Origin of the sequence: Streptomyces sp. NPDC018964 (genome assembly GCF_044390325.1) — a bacterium.
In the GTDB taxonomy this organism is placed as follows: Bacteria; Actinomycetota; Actinomycetes; order Streptomycetales; family Streptomycetaceae; genus Streptomyces.
This window is the reverse complement of the sequence record NZ_JBIRYZ010000014.1, coordinates 149,897-175,815: the sequence shown is the minus strand read 5'-3', so window position 1 is coordinate 175,815 and position 25,919 is coordinate 149,897. Positions and strand designations below refer to the sequence as shown.

At 68.1% G+C, this 25,919-nt stretch carries 17 protein-coding genes; 6 read left to right on the top strand and 11 right to left on the bottom strand.

All coding sequences use genetic code 11. From position 1 onward, the window contains the following. Nucleotides 1-290 precede the first annotated feature (290 nt). Both ACH5AO_RS23915 and ACH5AO_RS23910 read right to left on the bottom strand, forming a co-directional pair. On the bottom strand, nt 291-1,484 hold the full coding sequence (locus ACH5AO_RS23915) for an alpha/beta hydrolase (RefSeq protein ID WP_398927828.1): 1,194 nt from the start codon (nt 1,482-1,484) through the stop codon (nt 291-293). A 303-nt stretch (nt 1,485-1,787) separates the two neighbouring features. Continuing rightward, nucleotides 1,788-1,967 carry a hypothetical protein gene (locus ACH5AO_RS23910; protein ID WP_398927826.1) on the bottom strand — a complete coding sequence of 60 codons (180 nt, stop codon included), beginning with the start codon at nt 1,965-1,967 and terminating at the stop codon, nt 1,788-1,790. A gap of 416 nt (nt 1,968-2,383) precedes the next feature. Between ACH5AO_RS23910 and ACH5AO_RS23905 the strand changes: the two genes are divergently transcribed. Next, on the top strand, nt 2,384-2,788 hold the full coding sequence (locus ACH5AO_RS23905) for a YybH family protein (protein WP_398927824.1): 405 nt from the start codon (nt 2,384-2,386) through the stop codon (nt 2,786-2,788). 55 nt (nt 2,789-2,843) lie between these two features. Here ACH5AO_RS23905 and ACH5AO_RS23900 read toward each other — a convergent pair whose 3' ends face one another. From ACH5AO_RS23900 to ACH5AO_RS23890, 3 genes are all read right to left on the bottom strand, one after another. Continuing rightward, the gene (locus ACH5AO_RS23900; RefSeq protein ID WP_398927822.1) at nt 2,844-8,498 is read right to left on the bottom strand and encodes a hypothetical protein; all 5,655 of its coding nucleotides are present in this window, start codon (nt 8,496-8,498) and stop codon (nt 2,844-2,846) included. A 483-nt stretch (nt 8,499-8,981) separates the two neighbouring features. Further along, complete coding sequence (locus ACH5AO_RS23895) at nt 8,982-9,944, bottom strand: AraC family transcriptional regulator (RefSeq protein WP_398927820.1); 963 nt, start codon at nt 9,942-9,944, stop codon at nt 8,982-8,984. Between the two features lie 18 nt (nt 9,945-9,962). Then, nucleotides 9,963-10,514 carry a hypothetical protein gene (locus ACH5AO_RS23890; protein WP_398927818.1) on the bottom strand — a complete coding sequence of 184 codons (552 nt, stop codon included), beginning with the start codon at nt 10,512-10,514 and terminating at the stop codon, nt 9,963-9,965. Nucleotides 10,515-10,602: 88 nt separating this feature from the next. Here ACH5AO_RS23890 and ACH5AO_RS23885 point away from each other — a divergent pair, with 88 nt between their 5' ends. Both ACH5AO_RS23885 and ACH5AO_RS23880 read left to right on the top strand, forming a co-directional pair. Beyond that, nucleotides 10,603-11,544: an IS630 family transposase gene (locus ACH5AO_RS23885; RefSeq protein WP_398927816.1), complete on the top strand. Its 942-nt coding sequence runs from the start codon at nt 10,603-10,605 to the stop codon at nt 11,542-11,544. 204 nt (nt 11,545-11,748) lie between these two features. Then, on the top strand, nt 11,749-16,821 hold the full coding sequence (locus tag ACH5AO_RS23880; protein ID WP_398927814.1) for a hypothetical protein: 5,073 nt from the start codon (nt 11,749-11,751) through the stop codon (nt 16,819-16,821). A 1,196-nt stretch (nt 16,822-18,017) separates the two neighbouring features. On the opposite strand, the gene ACH5AO_RS23875 is transcribed toward ACH5AO_RS23880, so the two are convergent. Beyond that, entirely contained in the window at nt 18,018-18,389 is a 372-nt protein-coding gene (locus ACH5AO_RS23875) for a nuclear transport factor 2 family protein (RefSeq protein ID WP_398927812.1), read from the bottom strand. Nucleotides 18,390-19,368: 979 nt separating this feature from the next. Here ACH5AO_RS23875 and ACH5AO_RS23870 point away from each other — a divergent pair. After that, nucleotides 19,369-20,307 carry a patatin-like phospholipase family protein gene (locus ACH5AO_RS23870; protein ID WP_398927810.1) on the top strand — a complete coding sequence of 313 codons (939 nt, stop codon included), beginning with the start codon at nt 19,369-19,371 and terminating at the stop codon, nt 20,305-20,307. Between the two features lie 148 nt (nt 20,308-20,455). Here the strand turns inward: ACH5AO_RS23870 and ACH5AO_RS23865 are convergent, their stop codons facing one another. Both ACH5AO_RS23865 and ACH5AO_RS23860 read right to left on the bottom strand, forming a co-directional pair. Further along, nucleotides 20,456-20,623, bottom strand: a complete 168-nt coding sequence (locus tag ACH5AO_RS23865; RefSeq protein WP_398927808.1) for a hypothetical protein — start codon at nt 20,621-20,623, stop codon at nt 20,456-20,458. Further along, on the bottom strand, nt 20,613-20,885 hold the full coding sequence (locus ACH5AO_RS23860) for a transposase family protein (RefSeq protein ID WP_398927806.1): 273 nt from the start codon (nt 20,883-20,885) through the stop codon (nt 20,613-20,615). Before ACH5AO_RS23860 ends, ACH5AO_RS23865 begins: the two co-directional genes overlap by 11 nt. A 218-nt stretch (nt 20,886-21,103) precedes the next feature. Between ACH5AO_RS23860 and ACH5AO_RS23855 the strand changes: the two genes are divergently transcribed. Both ACH5AO_RS23855 and sigJ read left to right on the top strand, forming a co-directional pair. Then, the gene (locus ACH5AO_RS23855; RefSeq protein ID WP_398927804.1) at nt 21,104-21,838 is read left to right on the top strand and encodes an SDR family oxidoreductase; all 735 of its coding nucleotides are present in this window, start codon (nt 21,104-21,106) and stop codon (nt 21,836-21,838) included. Between the two features lie 84 nt (nt 21,839-21,922). Then, on the top strand, nt 21,923-22,891 hold the full coding sequence (sigJ, locus tag ACH5AO_RS23850) for an RNA polymerase sigma factor SigJ (protein ID WP_398927802.1): 969 nt from the start codon (nt 21,923-21,925) through the stop codon (nt 22,889-22,891). A gap of 157 nt (nt 22,892-23,048) precedes the next feature. Here sigJ and ACH5AO_RS23845 read toward each other — a convergent pair whose 3' ends face one another. From ACH5AO_RS23845 to ACH5AO_RS23835, 3 genes are all read right to left on the bottom strand, one after another. After that, a complete protein-coding gene (locus ACH5AO_RS23845; RefSeq protein WP_398927800.1) occupies nt 23,049-24,110 on the bottom strand; it encodes an IS630 family transposase in 1,062 nt (353 codons plus the stop codon). Nucleotides 24,111-24,304: 194 nt separating this feature from the next. After that, nucleotides 24,305-25,363, bottom strand: a complete 1,059-nt coding sequence (locus ACH5AO_RS23840; protein ID WP_398927798.1) for a hypothetical protein — start codon at nt 25,361-25,363, stop codon at nt 24,305-24,307. Between the two features lie 154 nt (nt 25,364-25,517). Beyond that, on the bottom strand, nt 25,518-25,889 hold the full coding sequence (locus tag ACH5AO_RS23835) for a hypothetical protein (RefSeq protein ID WP_398927796.1): 372 nt from the start codon (nt 25,887-25,889) through the stop codon (nt 25,518-25,520). Nucleotides 25,890-25,919: the final 30 nt, after the last annotated feature.

Here is a 25,919-nt window from a genome sequence, read left to right as displayed (position 1 = left end):
CTCCTTTGTGCGTCAGTACAACGACCCTAGGAGTACTCACACCTCGGCCCTGTCCCCATTGCGCGGCGGATGGACGATGAGCGCGGAGGCCCTTGACGACGGGGGAGACTCCCCGCACGGGCGCACGGGCGTATGAGCAGCCGCGGCAGCCGCGGCCGGCGCGGGCCGACTCGCCCGACGGCGGATCCGGGCGAGGTGGCCGAGGGGCCGCCGACACACAACCTTGTCCGTGGAGCATGACTCCCACGCGAGCGTAATAAACATCGTGTGACACCATCCGCCGCCCGGTGTCAGGGGCGTCCGGTGATCAGGTACTCGGCCTCACGGCCGAGGGCGGCCGTGTCGTTGAGGAATGCGGTGTGACCCGGTCCGGCCCAGGTGAGCAGCCGGGCCCCCTCGATCTGTGACGCCATGCCCTGGCCCCAGGAGAGCGGAGTCGCCGGATCGTGTGTGCCCGCCACCACCAGCAGCGGCGGAGTGCCGCTCACCCGGATGGGTCCCCAGGCGTTCGCCGGCCTGACCGGCCAGCCCAGGCAGCCCGCCTGCACGTCCCAGCTCTCGATGTGGCCCTGAACGGTCGGCGCCAGGCGGCGGACCTCCGCCAGGCGTGCCCTGAACTCCTCGTACCCGAGGTCACCGGTGGGCATGTCGTGGCACGTGATCACACGGTACGCGGCGCTCTGCGCCCCGACGGCCGCGAACGCCGACGCGTCCGTGCGGGCGTCGGCCAGATCCTGTGCCAGCCGGCTCCATGAACTGCGGAAGATCAGCTTCGCGTAGGTGCCGAAACCCAGCTGATCGGCGGTCACCTCGGTCCCGGACGCCGCAGCGGGCAACGGGGCACGGTCGAGCAGGGCCCGGTACTCGGCCCTCACGTCACGGCCGTACAGCGCGCAGGACGCGTCCGACCGGCACCACTCGGCGAACTGTCCGAACACCTCCTCCGCCGAGGCCGCCTCGTCGGCGGCCAGTCTGCGGGATCCGATGGTGTGGTCCAGGGAACCGTCCAGGACGGCCGCCCGGACATGGTGCGGGTACAGCCGTGCATAGGTGGCCGTGAGCAGGGTGCCGTAGGACAGGCCGAGCCAGCTCACCCGCCGCTCACCGAGCGCACGCCGCACGGCGTCGAAGTCCCTGGCGGCGCTGACCGTGTCGACGTGGTCGATCAGGGGACCGGTGGCCCTGCGGCAGCCCTCGGCCACCTGCCGGTTGTAGACGATCAGCGCGTCGAACTCGGCTCGTGTGTCCGGGTAACGGGCGCCGTCGAGCCGGGACGTGGGCTTGTCACAGGCGATCAGTGGCCTGCTGTCTCCCACCCCTCGCGGGTCGACCCCGACGATGTCGAACCGTTCGCGCACTTCGGCCGGGAAGACCTGGGCCGCCATGTCCCGGATCCAGGGCCGGGCGGCGTTGCCGGGCCCGCCCGGGTTGAAGAAGAGGGTGCCGACCCGCCGAGCCGGATCGGCCGCCCTCAGCCGGCTCACCGCAACGGTGATCTGTTTTCCGCCGGGCTCCGCCCAGTTCAGGGGAACCGGCACAGACCCGCACTCGGCGCCCTGTGTACCGCACTCCTGCCAGTTCAGCGGCGTGGAGCCTAAGTTCGCGGGCTCGGCGGCGACCGCGTTCGAAGGAAGAAGGGAAAGCGTTGTCACCATCACCGCAAGCAGTGCGCGCGCCGGCTTTCGCATGAGACCGTCCCTGTCGTTCGGGAATGAGCGAGGAGGAAACCTCACTCCGACAGATGCTGTCACAGCGTATGCGGCACCGGCAGACGCTTCCTGCCGGTGTCAGCCCAGGTAGGCGGCGAACGCGCTCACGTCGGCCAGGTGCCCGTCGATCGCGGCGATCCTGCCGTCCCGCAGCCTGAGCACGAGAGCGATGTCGACGTCGAGGCGCTTGCCGTCGTACTCGCCCGAATCGTGCAGCAGCGCGAGCAGACTGTCGCGGCCGTCGGTGCGACCTGCCATTCCTCCAGAACAGCGGCCGTGTCATGGCGAAGACCGCCAACGGCTTCGCCATCGTGTGAGAATGAGAAGACGTGGTCGCGCAGTGATCCGACGGAGCGGTCCCGGCGAGAGCCGGCCAGGACGCCGACAGGGTTCGTGTTCATCGCGTCGTGCCTCCTGACTGGGTCATCGCCGGTCCCGGCGACCAGAACCTCTGAGCACGACGTTAGGAGCGGTACCCCTGGTCCGCTGTCCACCTGGCGCGGCATCTGTCCGGATCGCGAATGGAGGCAGGGAATCACCGCCGCGGGACCGCCCGTGGGCAGCACGCGAGAAGCGCGGATCGGCCATGCGCCGCGTTTTCCGGATAGTGGGCGATGAAGCGGGCCCCGTAGCTTTGCCGTGGCCGAGAGACAACGAGAAGAAGGGACATCTTCATGGCTGAAGTACGACCGCTCCCCAAGCGCCCGGAGGACGTCATGGGTGCTCTGGTGGACCGTTTCAACACGGGCGACATCGATGTGATGATGAGTATCTACGCCGAAGGCGCCGCATTCGTGACGAACTCCGGGGAGGCTCTTACCGATCCGGCCCTCATTCGTCGGGAGCTGGCCAATTTCATGTCGGTCGGTCTGCCCATGACGACTGATGTCCGCCACATGATCGTCGCTGACGACATCGCCCTCTTCCTGGTCGACTGGGAGATCAAGGGGACCGGCCCCGACGGCGCTGACGTGCATCTTCGTGGTTCTGCCTCGGACATCGCCCGGCGAGGCTCCGACGGCTTCTGGCGTTACGTCATCGACAACCCGTACGGCACACGCTTCCGCGAGAAGATCTGATCCGGCCTCGCGGTCCGGCAGTGGGCCGCCGACGGAGTCAGCGGCCCACTCTGTTTCAGGAAGCCCGGGGCCGAGTGAAAAGATGTGACAGACTGGATCCCAGGTTGACACCGCAGAAGGGGGCCTTCGCCGGCAGAAGGCGGGATTCCTCGTTCAGCTGCGGAATTCTGGCCGCGGGACCGATGAGTTGGCCATTGCTGCCGATGTCGAGCGACACCACGGGACCGTTCTGGATCCTTGGGAAGGGAATCGGCTGAAGGTCTTCGGTGAAGGTTCTCCACACTCCTTCGAAGTTGACCACCCACAAGGGGTCCTCGTGCGGCCTGAACACCAAGGACCGCGTCCCCCAGTCGGTCAGGACGTTCTCCGTCAGGTAGGTGTGACCGCGGGAGACCGGCTCCTCCCAGACCCTGAGGTACGGGCGGATCTCCTCGGTGAACGAAGCGATCAGTCCGGAGGCGTCCCGCGCGTCCGCCGCGGCGGGGGCCGGCTCCTCGTGGAGCGCACCGGGACGCGCGTCGCCCGCCCCCTCCTCGACGGACGGGCCGCCGGCCACGGCAGCGGTGGGTGCGGAGGTGGTCTGTTCGGTGACGGAGGACAGCGCCCGCGCCTTCTGAGCGCCGGTCAGGACATCGCGGACCGCAGCCGCGGACCGGCCGCGGTCGGTCATGGCGGCCGACGGGGGAGGGGCCGGGCGCGCGGGAGCGTGAGGTGCCGTGTCCATCGGCGTCTCGGTGGTGCGCAGGAGGACGTCGGCGGCCACCCAGCGGCTGCCGTCGGGACCGTGGAGCTCCACCAGGGCCACGGCGCGGACCCGGTGGCCGACCAGCCCTTCCCCCTTGGCGTTGGCCATCGGCGTGCCGAACCTCAGCAGTTCGCGGCGCTGGCTGGAGGAGGAGGCGGTCTGCCCGAGCGTGGCGCGGTCGCCCGCGACCGGGACGGCCGGCCCGCCGCGGTCGGCGGAGCCGTAGGGGGAGGAGTGGCTGTAGCCGAGGCTCGGCGTGATGGTGTTGTCCGCCTGCGTCTGGAAGCCGTCCACGGACAACTCGATCCGGTCGATGGCGGTGTCCTTGCTGGTCACTTCCGAACGCGGCGAGTACAGGGTGATCCTCATCGAGACGCCGGTGCCGCCCGGGCGGCCGAGGAAGGGCGCGAGAGCCGCGGGCCCCAGCCGGGTGGTCCGGTTGCTCTGTGCCAAGGTTGTCAGCCGGATGAACATGCTCTCGGCCGACAGTGTGATCTCCGGTTCGGATGTCCGCCGCAGAGTGTGGTCGACGGCCCGCAGCGCATCGGCCAGCTCGCGTACGCCGCCGAAGTCGTAGATCTCGATCGGCCGTACGGGAACCCAGGCCGGGCCGGACAGCAGGGCGCGCAGATCCGCCGGGACCTCCGTCGCCGCTGCCGGGCCCCCGGGCACTGGGCCCGGTACGGACGGATCGGCCGTGAAGACGGCCGGCTCGACGGACGCGGCGCGCCGCTCACCCTCGTCCGGCGCCTCCGAGAGGTTGTACCGCAGCACGGTGGTGGCCGGCTCCACCTCCCGGCGGCCCGTCCAGGGCGCGGGCAGGACGTCGGTCCGTGTGCGGGGAAGGACGAACACGTCCTTCACGAGGTCCACACCGGTGCCGATCATGTCGAGCAGACGCCGGAGGACGAGTTCGGTCAACGGGCGCGAGGAGACCCGCACCTCGTACTCGTACGGCAGGGAGAACTCGGTGGTGCTGCCGAACGTGCGCTGCCAGGAACGCAGTTCGCGGCTGGAGTTCTGGGCGTCCGACCGGTTGCTCTGCCGGGCCAGGCTCAGTGCGGGCCTGGCCCGCTCTCCCTCGCGCTCGACGAGCGGTGAGAAGTCGACCTGCCCGCTGACGGTCCGGCTGCTGCTGATCCGGGTGGCCCCGGGCACCTCCAGCGCCGTACCGTCGCCGTGCGAGTGGCCGAAGACGTTGTCCATGCCGGAGGTCGCCGTCACCCGCTTGCCGCGCCGGGCCGACAGGTCCTGGCCGGGCGCCGGCCGTGCGACCAGCGTCACCTCGACCAGCCGGGGGCCGAGCCAGGAACGGTGGACGAAGTGGAAGGCGGTCCGGCCCTTCGGCCCGGCATGGACCAGGGCGCGCAGGCCGAGACTGGTGGCGTGCTCGTTGATCCGGGTCAGCACCCCGGGCACATGGGCGGCGTGACCCGGTGTCGTCACTCCGGGCGCCTCCTGCTGGACGAGGCGGAGGATGCGGCGCTGGAACGCGTCGCGGCCGCCACCGGTGTGGACCTCGGTGACCGTGCCCGCGCCGAGCGTGCCGCCGCTGTCGACGTACCACGACGGCAGACGGCGGTCCGGCGGGGCGGCGGACAGGGACGTCTGACCGGCCGCGGCGACCAGGACCGCCAGATCCGGGTGGTTCTGCAGGTCGTTGTCGACCAGCAGGAACTCCACGCCCTCGGGCAGCTCGACCACCCGGGTCCGGTCCCAACCGCCCAGCCCCGGTGCTGCGGTGCCGCTCACCACGTTGCGTGCGCCGCCGCGAACGGTCACCACATAGTGGGCTTTCGCCGTGAAGCGGTAGGCGGGTGTGGTGTCCTCGGTGGTGACGCGGAAGACACCGGTGTTGTCGTTGACGGTGACACTGTCCGTACGCGCGACGCGTGCCTGGAAGCCGCCCTGGGGGGCGAAGGAACTGTTCTTGCCCCCGTAGCGGCCCGCCAGGGACAGGCCGCCCCGGTGGCCGGACTGCTCGCTGTCGGTCGAGGCGGAGGCGTTGGTGGACTGCAGCCAGCGTTCCGCGTCCAGCTTCGGCGGCCGCGGCAGCACCCGCACGTCGGTGAGGTACCCCTTGACCTCGATGGTGAAGTCCGTGCCGGCCAGCACGCCCGGAGTGGCGGCACCCTCGACGACGTAGGAGTCGCGGAAGATCCTCAGCGCGTTGGCGGACAGATGGTGCGGGGAGAACGCCGTGCCGACGACCTCGTGCGCCAGTGACTCGCGGTCGGTGGCCGGCTCGCCCACCGCGGCGCGCCAGACCCAGCGCCCCGCCTCGGCCGCCCGTCCGGCCACCCAGTGCGCGCTGCCGGAGACGAGACCGCCCACGGGCCGCACCAGCGACGAGAGCCATGCGGGGGCGGCCGCTCGCGGCACCGCATCGCCCGCTCCTTCCGCGGCACCGGTACCGGCAGGGACCGCGGCGCCCTCCGCGACGACCTGGGCCTCGACGTCGTCCTCCTCGACCCACCCGCCCGGGGTGGCCGGCATGACGTACCGCTCGGCCTGCTCCGTCGCCTCGCGCTCCAGGCCCTCGATCATGCCGAGGACCACGCGGCGCAACTCCGCGCTGCCGCCGACACGGTCGAGCCAGGCCGTCTCGGGCAACCGCAGTACGCCTTCCTGGAGGGTGCGCCCGGGATCCGGCAGCGAGAGCATCCGGTCGTCCCGGTGGCGGTGGTCACGGATCTCCGCACGGCCGGGGCGGGGAGCGGTGAAGGGACGGTCGAGCGTGCGGTACGTGGGCAGGGCCAGACGCACGCTGCCGTCCGCGCTGTCCGGTTCGGGGGCCGGACCGTGGCTGTCGGAGATCTCCAACCGGTAGGTGACCGGGACGGAGAAGACCTGGATGCCGTTCTCGGTGGGACTGAGCATGTAGTACTCGTGGCCGGTGCCCGCGCCGGCTCCCGTGGTCCTGGTGTGCTGCGACGTGTACGAGTACTGCGGCCTCAGCTGCTGCAGCGGCTGGTCACCGTCGACGGCGAACGGATTGCTGACCGCGCCGCCGCCGACGTTCCAGGCGAAGGGCGTGCTCTGGAACTGCTCGTCCCCCGGGACCGTGGACCCGGTGTAGTTCAGCGTCTGGACCTTGGGAACGGTGCGCTGGTGCTCGACACCCGCGTTGGCGTCCTGGCCGATGTAGCGGCGTTCGGCGACCAGGCGGACGGAGCTGCGCCGGGTCCCGAGTGCGCCGGGCAGCTCGAACCAGGTGGTCTCGCCGCCCTCGATCATCTCGTCCAGGGCGGAGCGCAGGCCCAGCCGGGAACGCATCCGGTCCAGCTTGCGCAGGTTGTTCAGCCGCTGGGTGCGGGTGGCCTGTCCGGTCGCCCTGTCCCACGGCTGGGTCCCGGGCTGGTCGGAGGGCAGGAATCCCTGGTCGCGCAGCCACCGTTCGGCCCGCTCGAAGAGTGTCTCGGTACCGGAGACCTGAAGCGGGGTGGTGGATACGCCGAGTTGTTCGAGGTGAAGCACCTCCGGCGGCAGATGGCGCGTCTCGGACGGAACGCGGCCGAGGGCGTCGAGCGAGGGGACCAGCAGGTCCATCGGGTATCGCTTGCCGCCGGCCAGGGGTGATCCGGCGGCCGGGAGGACTGGTGCCTGATCCGGACGGATGAGGGTCACGTGCAGGCGCATCCACGGCGTGACGTTGAGCAGGGGGGTCGCCGTCCGCAACGAGTGGGCGATACGGGCGCTTCCCCCGCTGTTCAGGAGGTGTGCGAACTGGCGCTGCGCGCCGAACTGGAACGTGAGCTGTCCGCCGATCGGCTCCACGCCGGTGAGCGGGTCGGGAGCGCCGGCGGCGAAGCCGAAGGTGACCGACAGGTTGAGACCGGCTCCATTGCTGATCTGAGCGCTGCCCTGCATGCGCAGCGACCGCAGGACATACGTCTCCAGCACCGAGCTCGCCGTGGTGGGCCCGGTGACGGTGTCTCCTCCGGTCAGCTCCGCGCCGACGCGCAGATAGCCGATGGTCTCACCGGAAGCGGTGTAGAGGGTGGGTGTGGCGACCGAACCGCCCCACATCTGCGGGAAGTTGCTGCGGTGGTTGCCCTCGCCGAAGAACTCGGACAGCTCCTGGCGTGACCTGTCCGACAGCGAGCCGAACTGGTCGGCGAACGAACGCAGCACGTCGTCGACGAGCATGTCGTGGTCCGCGAGGGCCTTCGGGCCGAACAGCGGTACCTCGTCGAGCAGTCGGTCGAGCGGTGCGGGCACGCTCTCCGGCCGCCCGGGGTCGACCCGGGGCAGCCCTTCGGAGGTGGCGAGGTAGGCGGGGAACCACACCAGCAGCTTGTCCGGTGCGGGGCCCCGGGCGGGCTTCCACCCGAGGACGGGCGGCGTGCCGGCCGGCACGCCATTGTCACGCAGTTCCCACGTCATCGCGTAGTCGAACGGCCAGTGCCGCCCCTTGCTGCGGATCAGAACCATCGGCTGGACCGTCGTACCGACCGTCACCGAGGTCGTGAGCTGGTTGTACGTGAGGCTGGGCTGCGACGTGAGGGTGATACGGCGCAGTGGTCCCTTGTCCACGTTCCAGGTGTGGGAAAAGGGATGACTGAGGCCGCGCAGATCACCGCTGCCACCGGTGTCCCCGACCTCGTTGATGCCGAAGGCCCAGCGCTGGACGCTCACCGGCGGTCCGTCGGGCAGGGAGTCGAGCTGCGGGGAGGAGGGGCCGAGGGCGGTGAGGGTGAGGCGGAGCGAGACGGGACACCGCTGCCCGCGGTAGGTGACGTCGAGGGGGAGACCGGCTGTGCTGAACAGCCGGGCCCACTCGGCGGACAGCAGGCGCTGGGTCAGGACCCGGCGTACCGCGGCACGGAACGCGCGGTCCGGGCCGCTGCCGCTCTCCACCAGCTCGATGGCCTGCTCCCGCAGCCACTCGACGGTCGCCTGCGGCACGGGCGTGATGTGGGCGAGTTCCCGCGCACCGTCACGACGTGTGCCGAAGCTCTGCACGGGGGTACTGAGGGGGCGGGCGGGCCCGCTGTCTCCGGAAGCGTCGTCCGCCCCTCGTTCCTCCTCGGCCACTGGGGCCGGCTCACCTCGAGGAGGGGGTGCCGGCGCCCTGCCGTACGCCCCTGAAGGCACGTCGCCGAGCCGGACGGCCGTGCCCGCCGGCGTACGGCCGTCCGGTGCCGCGGAGGTTCCGTTCGGCTGACTGGTCTGCGGGTCCTCCGCCTGCGCGACAACGTCCGGAGAAACGTTGTGATCCGCCCTGTCCTCGGGCCGATGAGCCATTCCCATTCCTCACCATGCCGGTTCGGGCCGCCGTTCCCGGCCCGTCAGCTCTTTCGGCCGGTCGGACCGCCTCATCGCGGAACACCGGCGAGCACGGACTCGGACGTGCCACTTGCTCCCTACCTCGGTTGCTCACCGGGCAACCCTGTGGGGACCCTGTCCTCGGCCTTCGCGTCCCTCGCCCCGGACCGACGAGAGACCTCAGGTACGGAGCGTGGTGGAGGGAAGCTGACCGTAGTGGCGCTGATAGTCCCGGGCGAACCGGCCCAGATTGGTGAATCCCCATTGACAGGCGATCTGCGTCACGCTCACACCGCTCTGCGGGTCGGCCTGAGCCAGCATGTCGTGGGCGCGAGCCATGCGCACACGGCGAACGTATTCGGTGGGCGTCATGTCCATATGCCTGCGGAAGCCCTCCTGAAGGGCACGCGGGCTCAATGAGGCGGCCGCGGCCAGCACGGGAATCGAGAGGTCGGTCTCGGGCTCCCGTTCCACGAGTTCCACCGCCCGGCGCAATGCTCGCGGCAGCACCCGGCCGGGCCGTCCTCCCTCGTCCGCGTCGACCACCGGGTGGGTGTTCACGAGCGCCATGGCAAGCGTCCTGGTGAGCTGCTCCGTCAGCAACGGGAAGCGGGAGAAGGCCCCCTGCTGGGTCGCCTCCTGCTTGAGCAGCGCGGTGACCGCCTGCCAACTGCGAGCCGCCACCGGGGTCACCGGAGCGCCTATTCCGAATCTGACGGTGCCCTCCGACGCCACGCCCGCGACTTCCGCGGCTTCCTCCACCACGTGACGGGGCAGCCTGATCGTCTGCAGTTGGCAGTCGGTCTCCCACGTCAGGGAGAAGGGACGGTACGGGTCGATGGCCACGGATTCGCCCACGGCCAGCGTCCGCTCCACCCGGCCCGACCTGATCGTCAAAGCGCCGCGCAGGGGTGCGGAAACCAGGACCCAGTTCCCGAGCGGAACGGGTTCGACGTGCACCGGCGCGCCATAGGACAGCCGGTGAATGGCGATCTCGCCCAAGCTCACCTGCGTCTGTACGGCGTGAAACTGTACGGGGCGGCCGGTCACGGTGAGTTCGTGCCAGCAGTAACTGGCGCCGACACCCATCTGCGCCTCAGCGATGTCCCGCGTATCGAGAAGTGTCCGTGCCTGCACCGCCATGCGCCGGCTCCCTCACATTTACCTCAGTGTCCGCCGATTTGAAATATGATGCCAGCGATCCGGACCGGAGAATCGTCGCCTGCTGAGGAGTTCCGTGATCGCGGGACCGAGGTGAAGTGATCGTGCCGTGTGCGGCATGACCAAGGCGTCCGAGCCCTGTCCCACCCGGAGGAACCGGCGCCACGACATGAACGTCCAGGTCGTCGGCGTACCCGGTCGGACGTCGGTGTGGGGCGGGTCCGCGGAGTCGGCCGGTTTTCCGTAATACCCGGGCCGCATCCCGAAGGCCCGCCGGGTGGCCAGCAGATGCAGGTGCTTGTAGGTCGCGTAGCCATCACCGACCGCGAACAGGGCATCTCCGAGCGCGCGCAGCTCCCGGTACCCGTCCCTGCTGTACACATGCCCCCAGGCCACTTCGATTTCCGGCCGCGGCTGATGCCGGACGCTTGTGTTCCACTCGATGACATCACCCGGAATCACAAGTCCACTCCGGTGGAGCACATTCAGTGATGCGTCATACACGCTGGGTGCGCGCAGCACCTCCAGGGGCTTTTCGTACTCCTCCGTCATGGGGGCGATCGGTTCGGCCAGCTCGGCGTCCTTGATACCGAGCAGATATTGATCCGAAGCGGTTTGGGTTCTGGGTCGTTGGGTGGGCGTGAGCGATCTGGTGGGGGACGCGCGGCATCTGTCGCCGTCGGCGCAGGAGGCCCTGCGGCTGCGTGCGGTGGCCGCGTTGGCGGCGGGGCGGGACCGTGAGGACGTGGCGGCAGTGTTCGGGGTGTCGCTGAAGGCGGTCGACGGGTGGTGGGTGAAGTGGCTGGCCGGCGGCCGGGAGGCGCTGGTCATGCGGCCGCGGGGCAAGCCGGTGGGGGTGCATCAGGTGCTCGGGGAGGCCGAGCAGGGTGCGGTGCGGCAGGCGGTCCTCGATCACCGGCCCTGTGATGTGGGGCTTTCCGGTCAGCTGTGGACGCGGCGGCTGGTGGGCGAGCTGATCGTGAAGCTGTACCGGGTGCGGCTGACAGAGGTGGGGGTGGGCAAGTACCTGAAGCGGTGGGGGCTGTCCTTCCAACGCCCGGACAAGCGGGCCGTCGAGCAGGACCCGCAGGCCGTGGCGGGCTGGCATGAGGAGACCTGGCCGGAGATCCGCGTGGAGGCGAGGAAGGACGGCGGCGAGGTCCTCTTCGCCGACCAGGTCGGCATCCGGTCCGACCAGGTCACCGGCCGTACCTGGGGTGAGAAGGGCAGGACCCCCGTCGTGCGGCGGAGCGGGAACCGGTTCTCGGTGAACGCCATGTCGGCGATCAGCACCAAGGGCCGGACGCACTTCATGGTCTTCACCGAGCACTTCACCGCCGAGGTGATGTGCCGCTTCCTGGACCGGCTCGCCGGCCACTTCGAGACCAAGGTCCACCTCGTAATCGACTCCGACCTCAAGCACAGCCTGCCCCGACAGCACCGGGCCCGGAACCAGGCCGAACTCGCCGCCGACACCCGCTGCTTCTTCCGCAGACGCCAGCGACAGCCCCACATCGTCCGCGGCTACTTCGGCGGCCCACACGTCCGTTACGTCCTGGACGAGAACCCCATGAGTTTCTGATCAATAACAGCGCCCACATATGCAGTTCGCGACGTGCCCATTTCCTGGCCTTGATCCTACATGAGGGTCCGTCAGCAAGTTGACGGACCCTCATGTAGGATCAAGGCTAAAAATTTGTCACTTTCCCCTCACATCAGGGCAGCGGGACAACCAATGGCGGGACATCCCAACCAGTCGGCGATCCTCTGAACAAAGGAAACCACAATGCCTGAGACGACCCGATTCTGCTTCGCTGTAGACAAGGAGACAGCTAAAAAAATCAAGCAGCACACGGACAAAGTCAAGCAACTGGAAATACTCATCGCGTACTACGCGGCGAAAAATAAAGCCGAGGCTGCGGAACGGCACATGAGTGCGTTGCCGGACGAGGGCGTGGTCCAGAGGGCTGAGACGAACCGTCTCACCGTGCCCGCCCGGACCGAGCCGACGCCGGTGAGTACAGCGGACGACGTCTTCCACCCGTCCCAACGTGCTCACTCCGGTCCGGTGTACCCGACCGTGGATCCGGACGTCCGTGCCCGCTGGGCCGACCGGTTCACCAAGGCCCGGGAGACCCTCGAGACGTTGCCGGAAACAAAGCGGGAACAGCTTCTCGCACAGGCTGCCGCGCTCATGAGCGGGCGCCATCAGCCCTCACCGATCGACCGCGCCGGCATCGCCGAGGGCTCGCCCGAAGCCGACTATGCCGCGCTCTTCGACGACATGGCCGCTGTGATCGCCGAACGCATGCACAGCGGGCCGCACCCGGACTCCTGGGAAGAGTCGCCGGCACGGCTGCTGTCCGAAGAACTGCGTACCGCATTCGGCACGCGGACGGTAACGGGCCTGCCGGGAGGCATGCGGACAACGAGTCACAGCGCTGCCAGGCCCCAGGCGTTCCTGGACGGCCCCGCCTCCTCCCACCGGGAAGGCAATGACACCTCTCGCCACACGTCGGTGTCCGGGCAAACCGCCAAGGGGCCTGTCACCCCTCTCGCACCCGCACAGATCCCGCTGCCCGACGACCGCACTCCTCCCTCGTCCCATGCAGCGGAAGCAACTTCCTCCGCAGGCTTCGAACCGCATCCGGCTGAAGAAGTATCCTCCGAGCAAGCTCTTGCCCATGCAGTCCTCGATGATCTGGCTCCCCTTTCAAACGAGCGGAGGGAACTCGGTTCAGCAGAGATGGCGCTGTCCGCTCAGACTCCCGCTAATGAGGCGAACAAAGCGACAGCGGCCGCTACGGCAAAGACAACTACTCAGGACCATCATTCGATCATCGAATTCCTAAAAAATTGGAAGACTTATTCCACTGTCCCCGGAAAGGTTCGTTCAGAGGCGCTGCGCGAAATCGACACCGCCATCAATGAACTCAGCATTTTCCCCAGAGACAAATATCGCGCGCATATCGCACTGGAAGCGATCCAAGTGTGGGAAAAATCAAAATCCAAATCCATCCGCCGCGAGGCAGTTGCGGAGCTCAAGAGGCACGTAGAATCTCTGACCGAAGGAATTTCCAACTCGTCCAGGATTTTCTCCGATGTTGCGGAAACCCTTGATCTTGCAGGTTCCGTCGAAATTCCACACTACTGGGGCGATCTGGAGTGGCGCAAAGACAATAATGGTGTGTCTTACGCCGATCTCCCTCGCGAGCATCCCGTGTTCGAGGCGGTTCAGCGGTATGTCAGCGCCTCGCAACAGCTTTCCCCGTACACCTCACAGGCCGGGGAGAATACACGAATGGAAGCCATACGGAAGAAGCTCGCCGATCCGAACCTGAAACTTTCAGATCAGGACAAACAGCGCTTGCAGGACAGACTTTCCGAGGGAAAGCCAGGCGGGCCGCCCCCGCCCACGTCGCGGCACATGGAGATCGAAAAGATAGAGGTAATCGCCAATCCGACACTTTGGGAAAAGTTCTCCACCGCCAAGAGGGCGTTCAGGAATTCCATGGCCGAAAGAAAGGAATCCGGATTTTCCGTATCCCCACAGGTTGCTGTTGACAGGATCGAATGGTCCTTGGGGGAGCCGCCCCTCTTGGATGGATCCGCACGCTCTGTTCAACTTTCAACGCGTATAAATGATATATCTGGTGCTCGCCGACCGACTGCATTGATCCCGACTCCTGAAGACTCCAGAGCGGAAGTCTTCTTGTTCCATGGAACATCCCTGGAGGTAATAGACAAGATCAGGGAGTACGGATTTCGTCCTGATCTTTCTGCGAATAAGGGAACAACCGAAAAGCCGAGGTACGGACCACTCGGTCAAGGCGTCTACGTCGCAGACAACGCATCCAAAGCCCAAACATACGATATTTGTTCTGTGTGCCTTGACTATGACTGTGTGGACACAGCTCATCCCTTGCGGCAGATGCTTCTCAACAGGGTTCTTCTCGGGGTTCCGACATTCGCCCATTTGTATCAGTCCCTACGAGGTCAAGACCACAGGTCGATCAAGCCGGGACGGACTTCAGTTGTCAGCCAGGGGCTGCTGAAGTTTCCGCGCAAGATGGGTGCGTCCGCCACCAACGAGTTTCTGATCAAAGACGCATCCATGTTGTACCCCGAACTGCGCATTTTTTATCGGGTAACTGGATCTTCAGCCGCCACAATCGTCGAGAATACTCCCAGCGGGAGCAGCACGGTACCTGCTCCGGCGGCCACGAATGACTCCATCGCGCTTGAGGGCTTCCTCGCCGCGGACATCGCCAAGAACAGCGATACCCTGCGGCACGGTGCCAGGCCTGATGTCACCCTTTACATGGCGAACATCGATGACAGCATGATCAACGGACTACGCGCGTCCCTGCGGGAGCGGATCACGCGACTGGCCGACGCGATGGTGTCCGATGACGCAGCACTCGATGACCCGGCAGCGTTCAAGGAGAATGTCAAGCAGGTTGTCCTGGACGACTCCCGAGTTCAGTTGTTGAGCGAAATGCTGGCCGCGCACCTGACACCGGGCCGGCTGGAGGCCGCCGAGTCCGGCCAGGCTCTGGATCGATATGCGGGCGGTCTCTTCGACGACTGGTGGAGGACCCACCGCTTGTCTGGCGCCCAGCCTGCCGGCGCTGTAGAACAGCACGCCATCGAGACTCACTTCGAGCAGCGGAACTCAGTGGCTGCTGCCAGTTCCGACACGGCACAGGAGACGTCACCGTCACTGACAGCCAAGGTTGGTTTCGAGATCGAAATCCCGGGAGTCAACCTGGACTATCCCTCCAGAGGTGAAATCCTCGTTCAGGGGACGGGCTGGCGGCTGGAGACAGACCGTAGCGGTGCTGTTTCGAATGTGGAATTCGTGTTCGCGCCGATGAGCGATTTGCGCGACATTATAAGCGCCGGCGAAGACGTCATCGGGATGATAAACCGAATGAGGACCCTCGCCCTGTCCAAGGGATCGCGGCAGGTCGTGATCTCAGAAGCCGCCACTGGATCCCTTCGCCCCTACACCGTACTCAAGGACCAGATCGTCACCGTCCACGACCTGCAGTTCGGTGGGCGCCTGCAGGTCACTTACGGTGTTGTTCTTGCTGATGTCGCCGCCGCCATCGATGACCTGCTCACTGCGAAACAGGCTGCCGCAATCCACCGGAAGGTGGCCCGCATAGAGGAACTCCGCTCCACCAGGCACTCGACACCCCTGTCTCCGGATGCGCGCGGCTTCATCGAACTCGTCACCATGTACCTCGAGCGTGCCGATGCCCGGTCGCACCATGGTGGAACGGTTCACTCACTGTTCCGGATGATGTCGCGAAGCGATTTCACGTCGATTTATGACAGGCTACTCGGCCCAGTGGATCGCCAGCAGATCAGAGAGCTGATCGTTCCCGACGGCGAGAGCGGCCTGCCCATTCTTATGGAAGCGCTTGGAATCGATGCCGAAAAGCTTGTCTTCCGAACGCCCTACAAGGCACCACTGAAAACCTCCCCCATGAGTGGACCAACCGTATCGGACTGGCTTAAGTCGATCGTATACGGGCGTGCCGACGGGTCGATCAGAAAAGACCTGCTGTCTCCTCCGCCAGGGATCCCCCCGCATTCCGGCGATTTGGACGTCGACTACGGCATGGGCGCCATGGGGGTGGACGAGCAGAACAAAGCCGTACTCTTCGAAGTGCGGGGAGCGCCCTACCGGCCTGAACACATATCACTGAACGGGCGCATTCTGAGCGCTTTGGCCATCGAGTACGGAAAAGCCGCACATTACAACAGTTCGCTCCCGAAATTTTCGATGCCGTCCCAGCATCATATGGGTGCCATTGACCGAATAGCAGATATGCACGCATCTCTGCTCAGCACATACCAGGCAATCATACGAGTCGGCGAGGAACCGACCGCCGTACAGAACAATTCATTCCGAAGAAATTTGATCACCTCCGGAAAAATCCTGACGGACGCAGGGCAGGAATTGCGCGGGACAGGCCGATTCGCGGATCTTCTGACAACAGCATCAGAAACAGTTTCCCATATCGAGAAGCTGGACAAGTCCCCGGATCTCCTCCTGACTTCGCAGCATCGCCACGCTTGGCTTTCCACCTTTACCGACCTGCTGAATATCCTCGCCCAATCGTTGTGGGCCGCCGGGGACGAATTGGGACACGAAATCAGCCGGGCAGTGAGCGCACCCCTCTCACCACAGCAACCTGTGCCAAACATGGAAGCGCTGCATTCTGCTGCGTTTTCTGGGCCGGAGCCGGTCGCATTCATCGAAGCATCCCGCACAGGGGCAGAACCAACCCACCCAGGCGAGGTGAAGGAGCTCACTCGGAAGCAGGTGGCCACCGCCGTACCGGACACGGAGCGCTTGCTGCTCCTGGATCACGGCTCTCTCCAGCGCGAGGAGTTTGTGCAGGCACCGGATGTCCTGCAGGCTGGATCGCTTGAGTCGACGCCCGTCGGGCAGGGGGAGGAAGATCTTCTGGCGGCATTCGCCGACAAGGTCCGCCCGGCCGTGCGCCTCTGGGACCGGCCGGTCACCGAAGAGTTCAGGGCACTGCAGAATATCTTGAGATCACCCGGGTCACGATCGCTGGTCTTTGGACTTGTTGCGGATGGCCCGGTGTGGGCGGTCAACATGTCCGGCACCATTACCTGGCAGACGAATTCGCTCGAGCCGCTGTCACCCCCCGACTTCATCAACAGGCCGGTTTTCTCGATCGATATCGACAGTCACGGACAGCTGACAGGACCGGCAGCGCAGAGACTCAAGGACACAGGAACAGCACTGCCGGAGGACGTAAAAACTGAATTCTGCGACCTGAACTTCGGCACCGACATTCACAAGATCCTTAAGTAACAGGCTCGGCGGAACGAACCGCAGAACGAAAACGATCCGTTTACTGCCCTGCGGAAGGACAGGAACAGAACCGGTCCTACGCCGGTCGACCGGCGTAGGACGGACAGCAAACACCACCTGATCCGTGACGGGCGCGGTACCCCGCTCAAGGCCATCACCACCGCGGCCAACGTCAACGACGTCACCCAGACCCTTGCCCCGGTCGACGGCATCCCGCCCGTCGCCGGCCGTCCTCGTGAACGTCCCGAGGCCCTGCTCGACGACAGAAGGGGACGACAGCATGTCAGAAAACCGGTGACCTGGCTCAGTTGTCGGGGGCGGTGTGCTGGGCGGCCCGCGCGATATGGCGAGGACTGGATTGTCCGAAGCCCGCTCTCCAGAAGACGCGAGCTCCCGTCCTCCGGAAATGGCAGCCGAAATCGGTGCCGTACCCTGCCCTGGCCCCGATGGTCGGCCAGGGCACCTCCGGGGTACGGAGCGATGTCCGACGAGGACATTCAAGGAGATGAGTGGGACACCCGTGTCGCGCCGGAACGTACAGACAGGGACGAACGTGGGATCGCCTGCGGGAGGCGATCCCATGACGACGGAGGCCCCGTAGCAGTCGCCGGAGCAACGACTGTTCAGGGAAGACGGGAAGGCCGTCCACCAGCCGGGTACGGGCATGGATCCGAGCGAGCCGTACGGCCGTCGGCTGAAGCGGCCGACTGGGCTCGAACCGCTGCGGACGCCCGGGGAGCGGTCGGACTGAGCCGGCACCGGAACCGGATCACGGACCGGCCGTCCTTTCCTTGACGACGGCACGGACCGGCCGCGCGGGCCCACACTCCGCGCTTCCCTCCCCACCGCCTGATACGGGAGGAGGGGCATGCGTCCGGGCGCACCGCCCTTTCGGCTCGGCGATACCGGATCTTCGGTCGCTGCCCGTACGCGGGAACACGGGGGAGCGGACGGGCGCGCGACCGGTCGTCGATCACCGTCGCCGTGCTCGGCACCGTGTCCGTCCCGAGCGGCCGGCGGAGGCCACGCCCGGCGAACGGTCCGCGGCCACCTGATGGGAGACCCCGGCCGAGCCCGGGCTGCGGGCCGCGTCCACGCCGTCGGGGCCGGTCCGATCACGCCGCGGGCACGGCGTCTCGTCGCGCCGGCCGGGAGGCGCGCTCCGCTCCGGCACTCGGCCGTGCGCACCCAGTGGCTCAACCGGGGAGGCGGGTGAACTCGTTACGGAGATGGACGATGAGCCCCCGGGCGTCGAGCGTGGCATGCTCCACCCCGGCGACGGTCATGAGGCTGCCGTCCGCCATGCGCGCCGCGCAGACCCACTCGGCCCTGAGGGTGCCGTCCTCCAGAACTATGGTGTTCCAGAAGTGCCGGGACTCGGCGTGCGCGGCGAGGTGAGCCCGGTAGAAGGCCGCGATGGCCTCACTGCCGCGCACCGGCTCCGGGCCGATCTCGACGGTCGCGTCCGCCGCGAAAAGCGCCAGCGCCTCGTCCAGGGCCGCCTCATCCTGGACCGCCCAGTCCGACAGACCGATGTAACGGTCCAGCGCGGTCGTGGTCGTGGTCATGGTGGTCATCACACCTTTCCCCTCATGAGTCATGAGGGACGGGACTCCATCCGCCACAAACAGTGGTGACACTGAAAAACAGTGTATTCGGTCGGGTCCGGCACGCGGGTCACCCGGTCCTCCCCCTCTTCATCCGTGCGGTCCGGCCGTCGTGCTCTTCGCCCTCGGCCGCCGCACGGACCCCTCGCGGCCCTGCCGCCGACCGGTTCCCCTTTTCGGACACCGGAGGCAGGACATGACCGTGTCCGACGAGAACAACCGTGGTACACCGCACGGACCGCTGCCGGGGTACGAACTGCTCAGGTCCCTGGGCGAGCGGGTGATCCGGTCCGGCGGAGCGGAGCCGACCCGGGCCCTGCCGGCCGCCGTCCCGGGGGCGGGGTGCTCGCCTGGACGCCTCGTCCGTACACGGGCGTCGAGCGGGACGCGGCGCCGGCCGAGATGGTGCGGCGCATGGCCGGGGACCGGGTTCCGTCGTGGTCGCCGACGCCGCCGGCACCGCTCCGGCGACACGCAGGGCCGACCTCGTCCTCGGCGAGGCGCTGCTGACCATGCGGGCCGACCGGACGGGATTCGCCGGGCGCCGGCCCGTCCGCCGCGGGTCAGCACCCGCCCCCTGACCGTGCGGGAGCGGGCGGCGCTGCCGGCCCGGCGCGGTCTGGTGGTCGAGCACACCGGGACGGCGGCCAGGGCGTTGCTGGAACCGCGCCGCGCCAGGCGGACGAGGGCCCGGCGGGCGCCGCCCGCCGGGCGCGACGCCTGCCCCGGTCCGGAACACGGGCGCGCGTCCTGGGCATGCGGCGTGCCGTGCGCACGCACCGGCGGTCCTGCGGCTGTCGCCCTGATCTCCCGGCGGACCGGGACCCCGCCCGCACCGTGAGTCCGGTGCGGAAGGTGTCACGGACCGGATCGCTTCCCGCTCCTTGATGATGCGGCTACGCCGCCTTCCGCTTGCCGGGCGTCGAGGACGGAGACAGCGATGCGACACGAGACAGGCGTCGATGACGTGGGACCGCTGCCACGGGCGGGGACTCCCGCCGGTAGCGCCGGGCTGCGGTCCCTGCCCCGTCCGGTGGCGGTGGTGGTGGGCGGCGGGGGCGTGCTGGGCGCCGCCCATGTGGGGGCGGGGTACGCGCTGGAACGGTGCGGCTTCGCCCCGGACATGGTCTTCGGCACGTCGGTCGGCGCGCTGAACGGGGCCATCGCGGCCGCCCGTCCCGGTGAGGCGGCGGCCTGGCTGGACCAGGTGTACACGCGGCTGAGCCGCCGTGCGGTGTTCCCGTTCGGCTACCTCTCCTCGCGGGGCCGCGGTCTCTTCGACGACCGGGGCCTGCGCCGGCTGGTCGCGGAGGCCGGGCTGCCCGCCCGTATCGAGGACCTGGCGCTCCCCTTCACCGCCGTGGCCACGGACCTCATGACGGGCGCACCCGTCCTGCTCGACCACGGCGACCTCACGTCGGCGCTGCTGGCCAGCTCCGCCGTCCCCGGCCTGTTCCCGCCGGTGCTGCGCGGCGGGCGGACCCTCGTCGACGGGGGTGCCGTCGCCTACGTGCCGGTGCGGGCGGCCTGGCAGGCCGGCGCGGCCAGTGTGGTGGTGCTGTCGACCGGGCCGGAGGGCTCGCCCCCGCGTCCGGGGTCCGTACCGCGCCGGGCCGGTGCGGTCGCCGTCCGCGCGGGGTCGCTGCTGCTGCGCCATCAGATCGAGCGGGACCTGGAGGAGGCGGCGCGGCGCGTCCCCACGGTCGTGCTGCCGACGGGTGTCGAGTCCTGGCCCGCGCCCTGGGACTTCCGCCGCTCCCGGCACCTGGTCGACGCGGCCTCGACCGCGGCGGAACGGTTCCTGGCCCGGCTGCGGGTCGACGGGCCGGGCCTGTACCGGGACGAGGCCGGGCCGGCAAAGACGGAGACGGCGTCGTAGGCACCGGCGAATGCCGCGCGCGGGTCCCCCGGCGGGACGGGGGCGGACCGGTGAACACCGTGTCCTTCCCCGGCCTCGGCATGCACGGGCACATCAACTCCACGCCGCCGGTCGTGGCCGAGCCGGTACGGCGCGGCCACCAAGTGACCTACCGCACCTCGGCCGCCTCCTCCCCCTCCGCCGTACTCATCAGCAGGAAGCCGGTCCCGGGGGCCCGCGCCGCCGCACAGGGGCCGAGGACCTCGTGCGCGGCATTCATGTCCAGCGGCACCGGCTCACCGTTCTCGAACCGGCACACGAGGATGTCAAAACCCATGGAGTCCCTTCCGACCTCGGGTCGCAGCGTGGTGAAGGACGACGACCGCCTTCACGATGCGGGTGATCCGGTTAGTGCTGGAGCGGAGTTTTCGCAGGAGGCGCCAGCCCTTCAAGGTGGCCATGGCCTGTTCGCCGGGACAGCGGATCTTGGCATGGGTGCTGTTGTGCCGCCGCTTCCGGCGTTTGAGCCGGCGGCTCCTGAACGGCAGCCGGACGGGGCGCCCGGTGCCCTGGTACGCCTTGTCCGCCCCGCACTTCACGTCGGTCTCGGCGAGCGTGTCGATGATGCCGTGGCGCCGGGCGCCGGGCAGTGGTCAGGCCATGGGTCGATCCGGGCGATGCCGGCAAGACCGGCAGCGGCCGGCCGAACGGGTTGGTGTCACACGCGGCCGTCCTGCCGCGCGACCTCACACTTCCGCCGAGTGCGTCGTCATGTTGGTGAGGGCAGCGACCGATGCCCCGGAACGGAGTCAAGGAAATGAAGGTTTTCATCGCTGGTGGGCGCGGCCGCGTCGGGTCCCCCCTTGCTGACAACCTGGAGGCCAAGGGCATCGAGGTGGTCTCGGGCGGACTGGAGGACGGGATCGACGTGATCTCGGGCAAGGGGCTCGCCGAGGCTCTCGTCGGGGTCGACACCATCGTGAACGTCCTCAACACCCCGCGCTTCGACGCGGAGGGGGCGATCTCGTTCTTCGAGGGAGCGATCAACAACCTGACCGCGGAGGGCGAGCGGGCAGGTGTGCGTCATCACGTCGTGCTCTCCATCGTCGGCGTCGGGCAAGGGGACGCGTCTGACATCGGGTACTACCTCGGTAAGGTGGCGCAGGAGAAGGCCGTGCGATCCGCTTCGATCCCCGCCACCATCATTCGGGCCACCCAGTTCCAGAGCTACATTCCTGTCCTCATCGACCAGCACACCGTGGACGGGAAGGTTCTCGCTCCGAGGTCATTCATCCAGCCCGTCGAGCTGGACGAAGTCATCGAGCTGCTCGCCGAGGCCGTCACGACGCTGGAGCCGGGAAGTGAAATCGAGATCGCCGGCCCCGACCGCTTCTACCACGACGACCTCTTCCGCGCCACTTTGGCCGCCCGCGGAGACGACCGCGAGGTGGTGACCGTGGACGGACAGGAGCCCCTCGATGCCATGGTTCCGCGCGGCGCGTACCGTACCGGTACCGTGCGGTACCCGATCGCGGGGATCCCCACCGTCTGAACCACGATGTCAGCACGGTGAACGAACGCGCGGGCGGCGGAAGACCGCTCGGGCGAGTCGCGATCCGTTCGGAAAGGGTGCCCCATGCCAGAAGACCTTCCTGCCGGATCCGCGGGGTCCGAAGGAGCCGGGCGTGATGACGCGACGGCTCTGGATGCGGTCATGGCGGAGCGACGTCGTCTGCTGTCGCTGGCCTTCCGCATGACGGGCACCCTGGCCGATGCCGAGGACGTGGTGCAGGAGACGTACGTGAGGTGGTACCGCCTCACGCCCGAGGAACGCGACGGTATCGACGTGCCGGCGGCATGGCTGACCCGGGTCGCGAGCCGTATCTCACTCGACCTGCTGGGCTCCGCGCGGGCACGGCGAGAGACCTACGTCGGACAATGGCTGCCGGAGCCGGTTCCGGCCGATCTCTTCGCCGACACCGCGGAGGCGGCACCGGGTCCCCGTCATCCCGCCGCCGATCCGCTCGACCGTGTCACCCTCGACGACGCCGTGAGCATGGCGTTGCTGACCGTCCTGGAGGCCATGACCCCGGCGGAGCGGGTGGCGTTCGTGCTGCATGACGTCTTCGGCGTCCCCTTCGACGAGATCGCCGGTGTCGTCGGCCGTTCGCCGGCGGCGACGAGGCAACTGGCGTCGTCCGCGCGCCGCCATGTCCGACGCGGACGACGCGCACCGATCTCCCCCCGCGAGCACGATGAGGTCGTTCGGGCCTTTCTCGACGCGACGGTGGGAGGGGACATCGAGGCCCTGCTCCGCGTACTGGCTCCGGACGTCGAACTCCGCGCGGACGGCGGCGGATTCGTCAATGCCGCACCCCAGGTCATCAGCGGGCCGGACCATGTGTCCCGGTGGTTCATGGGGGTGATGCGCAAGCAGCCCGCCCTCCGGTTCGAGCGACGCGACACGGCCGACGGTCTCGGATACGTTCTTCGCAAGGAGGGGCGTCTGTACGGAATGTTCACCTTTGACGTCAGCGACGGGTACATCACGCGTGTGTGGCTGATGCTGAATCCGATGAAACTGACCAGCTGGTCACTCGAATGACCCGGAACTCCGGTCCTGCCGCCGCCGGCCGGGACCGTGAGCCCGGCAGGCGGAGGGTCCGGCCGAAGTGATCAGCATCCTTTTCCCGGCCGCCGAGAACCTATCCTGAGACGTTTCCGGTGAAGAGGTTCGCAAAGTCGTAACCTGGGCCTATTGATCAGAAACTCATGGGGTTCTCGTCCAGGACGTAGCGGACGTGCGGGCCGCCGAAGGAGCCGCGGACGATGTGTGGCTGGCGTTGGCGTCTGCGGAAGAAGCGGCGAGTCTCTGCGGCGAGTTCGGCCTGGTCCCGGGCTCGGTGCTGCTTGGGCAGGCTGTGTTTGAGGTCGGCGTTGACCAGCTCGTCGGGGTTCAGCTCGGGCGAGTACGGGGGCAGAAAGTGCAGCTCGACGGCCTCGGGGTGGGCAGCGAGCCAGTCCCGGACCTTCTTCGAGCGGCACGCGGAGTGCCCGTCGACCACGAGATGGACCTTGTGGTCGAAGTGACCGGCGAGCCGGTCCAGGAAGCGGCACATCACCTCGGCGGTGAAGGACTCGGTGAAGACCATGAAGTGCATCCGGCCCTTGGTGCTGATCGCCGACATCGCGTTCACCGAGAACCGGTTCCCGCTCCGCCGCACCACGGGCGTCCTGCCCTTCTCGCCCCAGGTGAGGCCGGTGACCTGGTCGGATCGGACACCGACCTGGTCGGCGAACAGAATCTCGCCGCCGTCCCTCTTCGTCTTTGCCCGGATCGCCGGCCATGCCTCCTCGTGCCGGCGGCGCACGGACTCCGGGTCCTGTTCCACGGCCCGCTTGTCCGGGCGCTGGAAGGACAGCCCCCACCGCCTCAGATACTTGCCCACCCCGGGATCGGTCAGCCGCACCCGGTACAGCTTCACGATCAGCTCGCCCACCAGCCGCCGCGTCCACAGCTGACCGGAAAGCCCCACATCACAGGGCCGGTGATCGAGGACCGCCTGCCGCACCGCACCCTGCTCGGCCTCCCCGAGCACCTGATGCACCCCCACCGGCTTGCCCCGCGGCCGCATGACCAGCGCCTCCCGGCCGCCGGCCAGCCACTTCACCCACCACCCGTCGACCGCCTTCAGCGACACCCCGAAGACCGCCGCCACGTCCTCACGGTCCCGCCCCGCCACCAGCGCGGCCACCGCACGCAGCCGCAGGGCCTCCTGCGCCGACGGCGACAGGTGCCGCGCGTCCCCCACCAGATCGCTCACGCCCACCCAACGACCCAGAACCCAAACCGTTTCGGATCAACAGCGTAGACCCCGCCCGTCGGGGGGAGTTGGTGAACCAGGCCGTGCCCGAGATCGCGGGGCGGTCCGGCCGGCTCCGCCGGTTCGTTGATGCACTGGTCAGCAGTGCAGTGATCGAATCCGTCCGGTCCGGGCGGACCTTCGGGGATGACGCCTTACCCCGACTCCCATGCGTCGTCCGAGGCGATCGCTGTGAGCTGTTCCATCGTGAGCGAGGGGGTCCTGCGCGTCGGGGGGAGACCGAAGGCGGTGCTGTTGAGTGTGCTCACCGAAATCCTCAGCCCGTCAGGGCGCAGCACGTCGGCTTCCCACCGCACCTCGCCCCTCCCTCCGCGGGGAGCCGCTGTCCGACGAGTCACCACGCGTACACCGTCACGGCGGACGGACGCGTCGGCGAAGATCTGTTCCATCTCCGGGCTGTCCCGCCTCCAGCGCTGGGCCGTGACGGTCATCAGATGGGCGCCGCGTCCGTCGTCCAGGGTCAGGACGGCGTAGCCGCGCGTGGCTCCCGCTTCCTCCGTGACACGTACGGACGGCGGAAGCGAATCCCTGATCAGCCTGAGCATCAGTGGCCTGTCCGTCACCGGTGCGGCAGGAGGTGCCGCCGCCTGAGGTACGGGCAGTGCCTTGACGACCTCCGCCCATTGAGGGGCTTCGACCACGGCCCTGAGCTGTGCCGGGCTGAGAGGAGGAGTGGTACGCGCGCCGTTCGCGTCGGCCGGTCGCGGACTCCACTGGCCCACTTCGACCTGTCGGCCGCCGGGGGTGACCAGGCGTGCGATCCAGCGTGGGCGACTCGACGGATCCAGCGGGTCCTCGTACCCCTCGGACGTCATCAGCCTCGACCTGTCCGGCAGTACGGTGACCGCGCACTTCTCGTACGGGAAGTGGGCGCGGTCCGGACAGTCGGCGGCGTTGGGCGCGACAGGGGTGGCCAGGCGGGTCACGGCGAGGGCGATATGGAAGGATCCGTCACCCCGGTCGTACGTCAGCTCCGCGCCCGGCCCCGACCTGCTGTCGCTCGCGCTGCCGGACTCGTCGCGGACGGCACCGCCGGCCGGCAGCCTGTCGACGAGCAGCCGGACCATCCTGTCCCCCGAGACGCGCGGGACGGGCCGTTCCCCCGGGTGACGGACGGCGATCGCCGCGATCCCGGCGATGATCACCGCGGAGGCGGCGACGGCAACCGCCCCCGGGACACGCCGGGTTCGCACGCCCGCCGGGCGTCGGCGCCCGGCCGGCCCGGACGGTTCTGCTCCGGCATGTCCCCGGCCTTGTGGTCTTGCGGACCGCTCACTCACCACACTTCGTCAACTCTCTGTATGCCGCATTCGGCCTATCCACGGGGGCGAGGCGTCAGTGCGGCCGTCAGCAGGCAGCGCCGTTGACGCGCGCTTCGGTGAGCGGGTACGTGGAGCTGAAGGGCGAGCCGATGGACGACCAGGAACCGCCGTTCCAGAAGCAGTACATCTTGGCGTTGGGCTCGCTGTAGTTCCAGGCCGACCCGGTGAAGTTCTTTCCGCTCTTGTTGATGACCGACTTGACCGGGTAGCCGATCATCTGCTTGCCCGTGAAGTTCGCGTCGGTGTAGGTGGCGGATCCCTGGTAGTCGGCCTGTGAGTACCACCAGGCGACACCGGCCTGGGCCGAAGCCGGAGCCGCGACCGCGGAGGGGGACAGGGAGACGGCGGCACCGGTGGCCATGGCGATCGCCGCGAGGAGGGGCACGAAACGCTTCATTGCTGTCCTTGATGATGTCCATCGCCGCGG

Coding starts and splice junctions, on each gene's coding strand:
- ACH5AO_RS23910 (WP_398927826.1), bottom strand. CDS start 1,967: ATGGCAGGTCGCACCGACGGCCGCGACAGTCTGCTCGCGCTGCTGCAC.
- ACH5AO_RS23905 (WP_398927824.1), top strand. CDS start 2,384: ATGGCTGAAGTACGACCGCTCCCCAAGCGCCCGGAGGACGTCATGGGT.
- ACH5AO_RS23895 (WP_398927820.1), bottom strand. CDS start 9,944: ATGGCGGTGCAGGCACGGACACTTCTCGATACGCGGGACATCGCTGAG.
- ACH5AO_RS23890 (WP_398927818.1), bottom strand. CDS start 10,514: ATGACGGAGGAGTACGAAAAGCCCCTGGAGGTGCTGCGCGCACCCAGC.
- ACH5AO_RS23880 (WP_398927814.1), top strand. CDS start 11,749: ATGCCTGAGACGACCCGATTCTGCTTCGCTGTAGACAAGGAGACAGCT.
- ACH5AO_RS23875 (WP_398927812.1), bottom strand. CDS start 18,389: ATGACCACGACCACGACCGCGCTGGACCGTTACATCGGTCTGTCGGAC.
- ACH5AO_RS23870 (WP_398927810.1), top strand. CDS start 19,369: ATGCGACACGAGACAGGCGTCGATGACGTGGGACCGCTGCCACGGGCG.
- ACH5AO_RS23865 (WP_398927808.1), bottom strand. CDS start 20,623: ATGGGTTTTGACATCCTCGTGTGCCGGTTCGAGAACGGTGAGCCGGTG.
- ACH5AO_RS23855 (WP_398927804.1), top strand. CDS start 21,104: ATGAAGGTTTTCATCGCTGGTGGGCGCGGCCGCGTCGGGTCCCCCCTT.
- sigJ (WP_398927802.1), top strand. CDS start 21,923: ATGCCAGAAGACCTTCCTGCCGGATCCGCGGGGTCCGAAGGAGCCGGG.
- ACH5AO_RS23835 (WP_398927796.1), bottom strand. CDS start 25,889: ATGAAGCGTTTCGTGCCCCTCCTCGCGGCGATCGCCATGGCCACCGGT.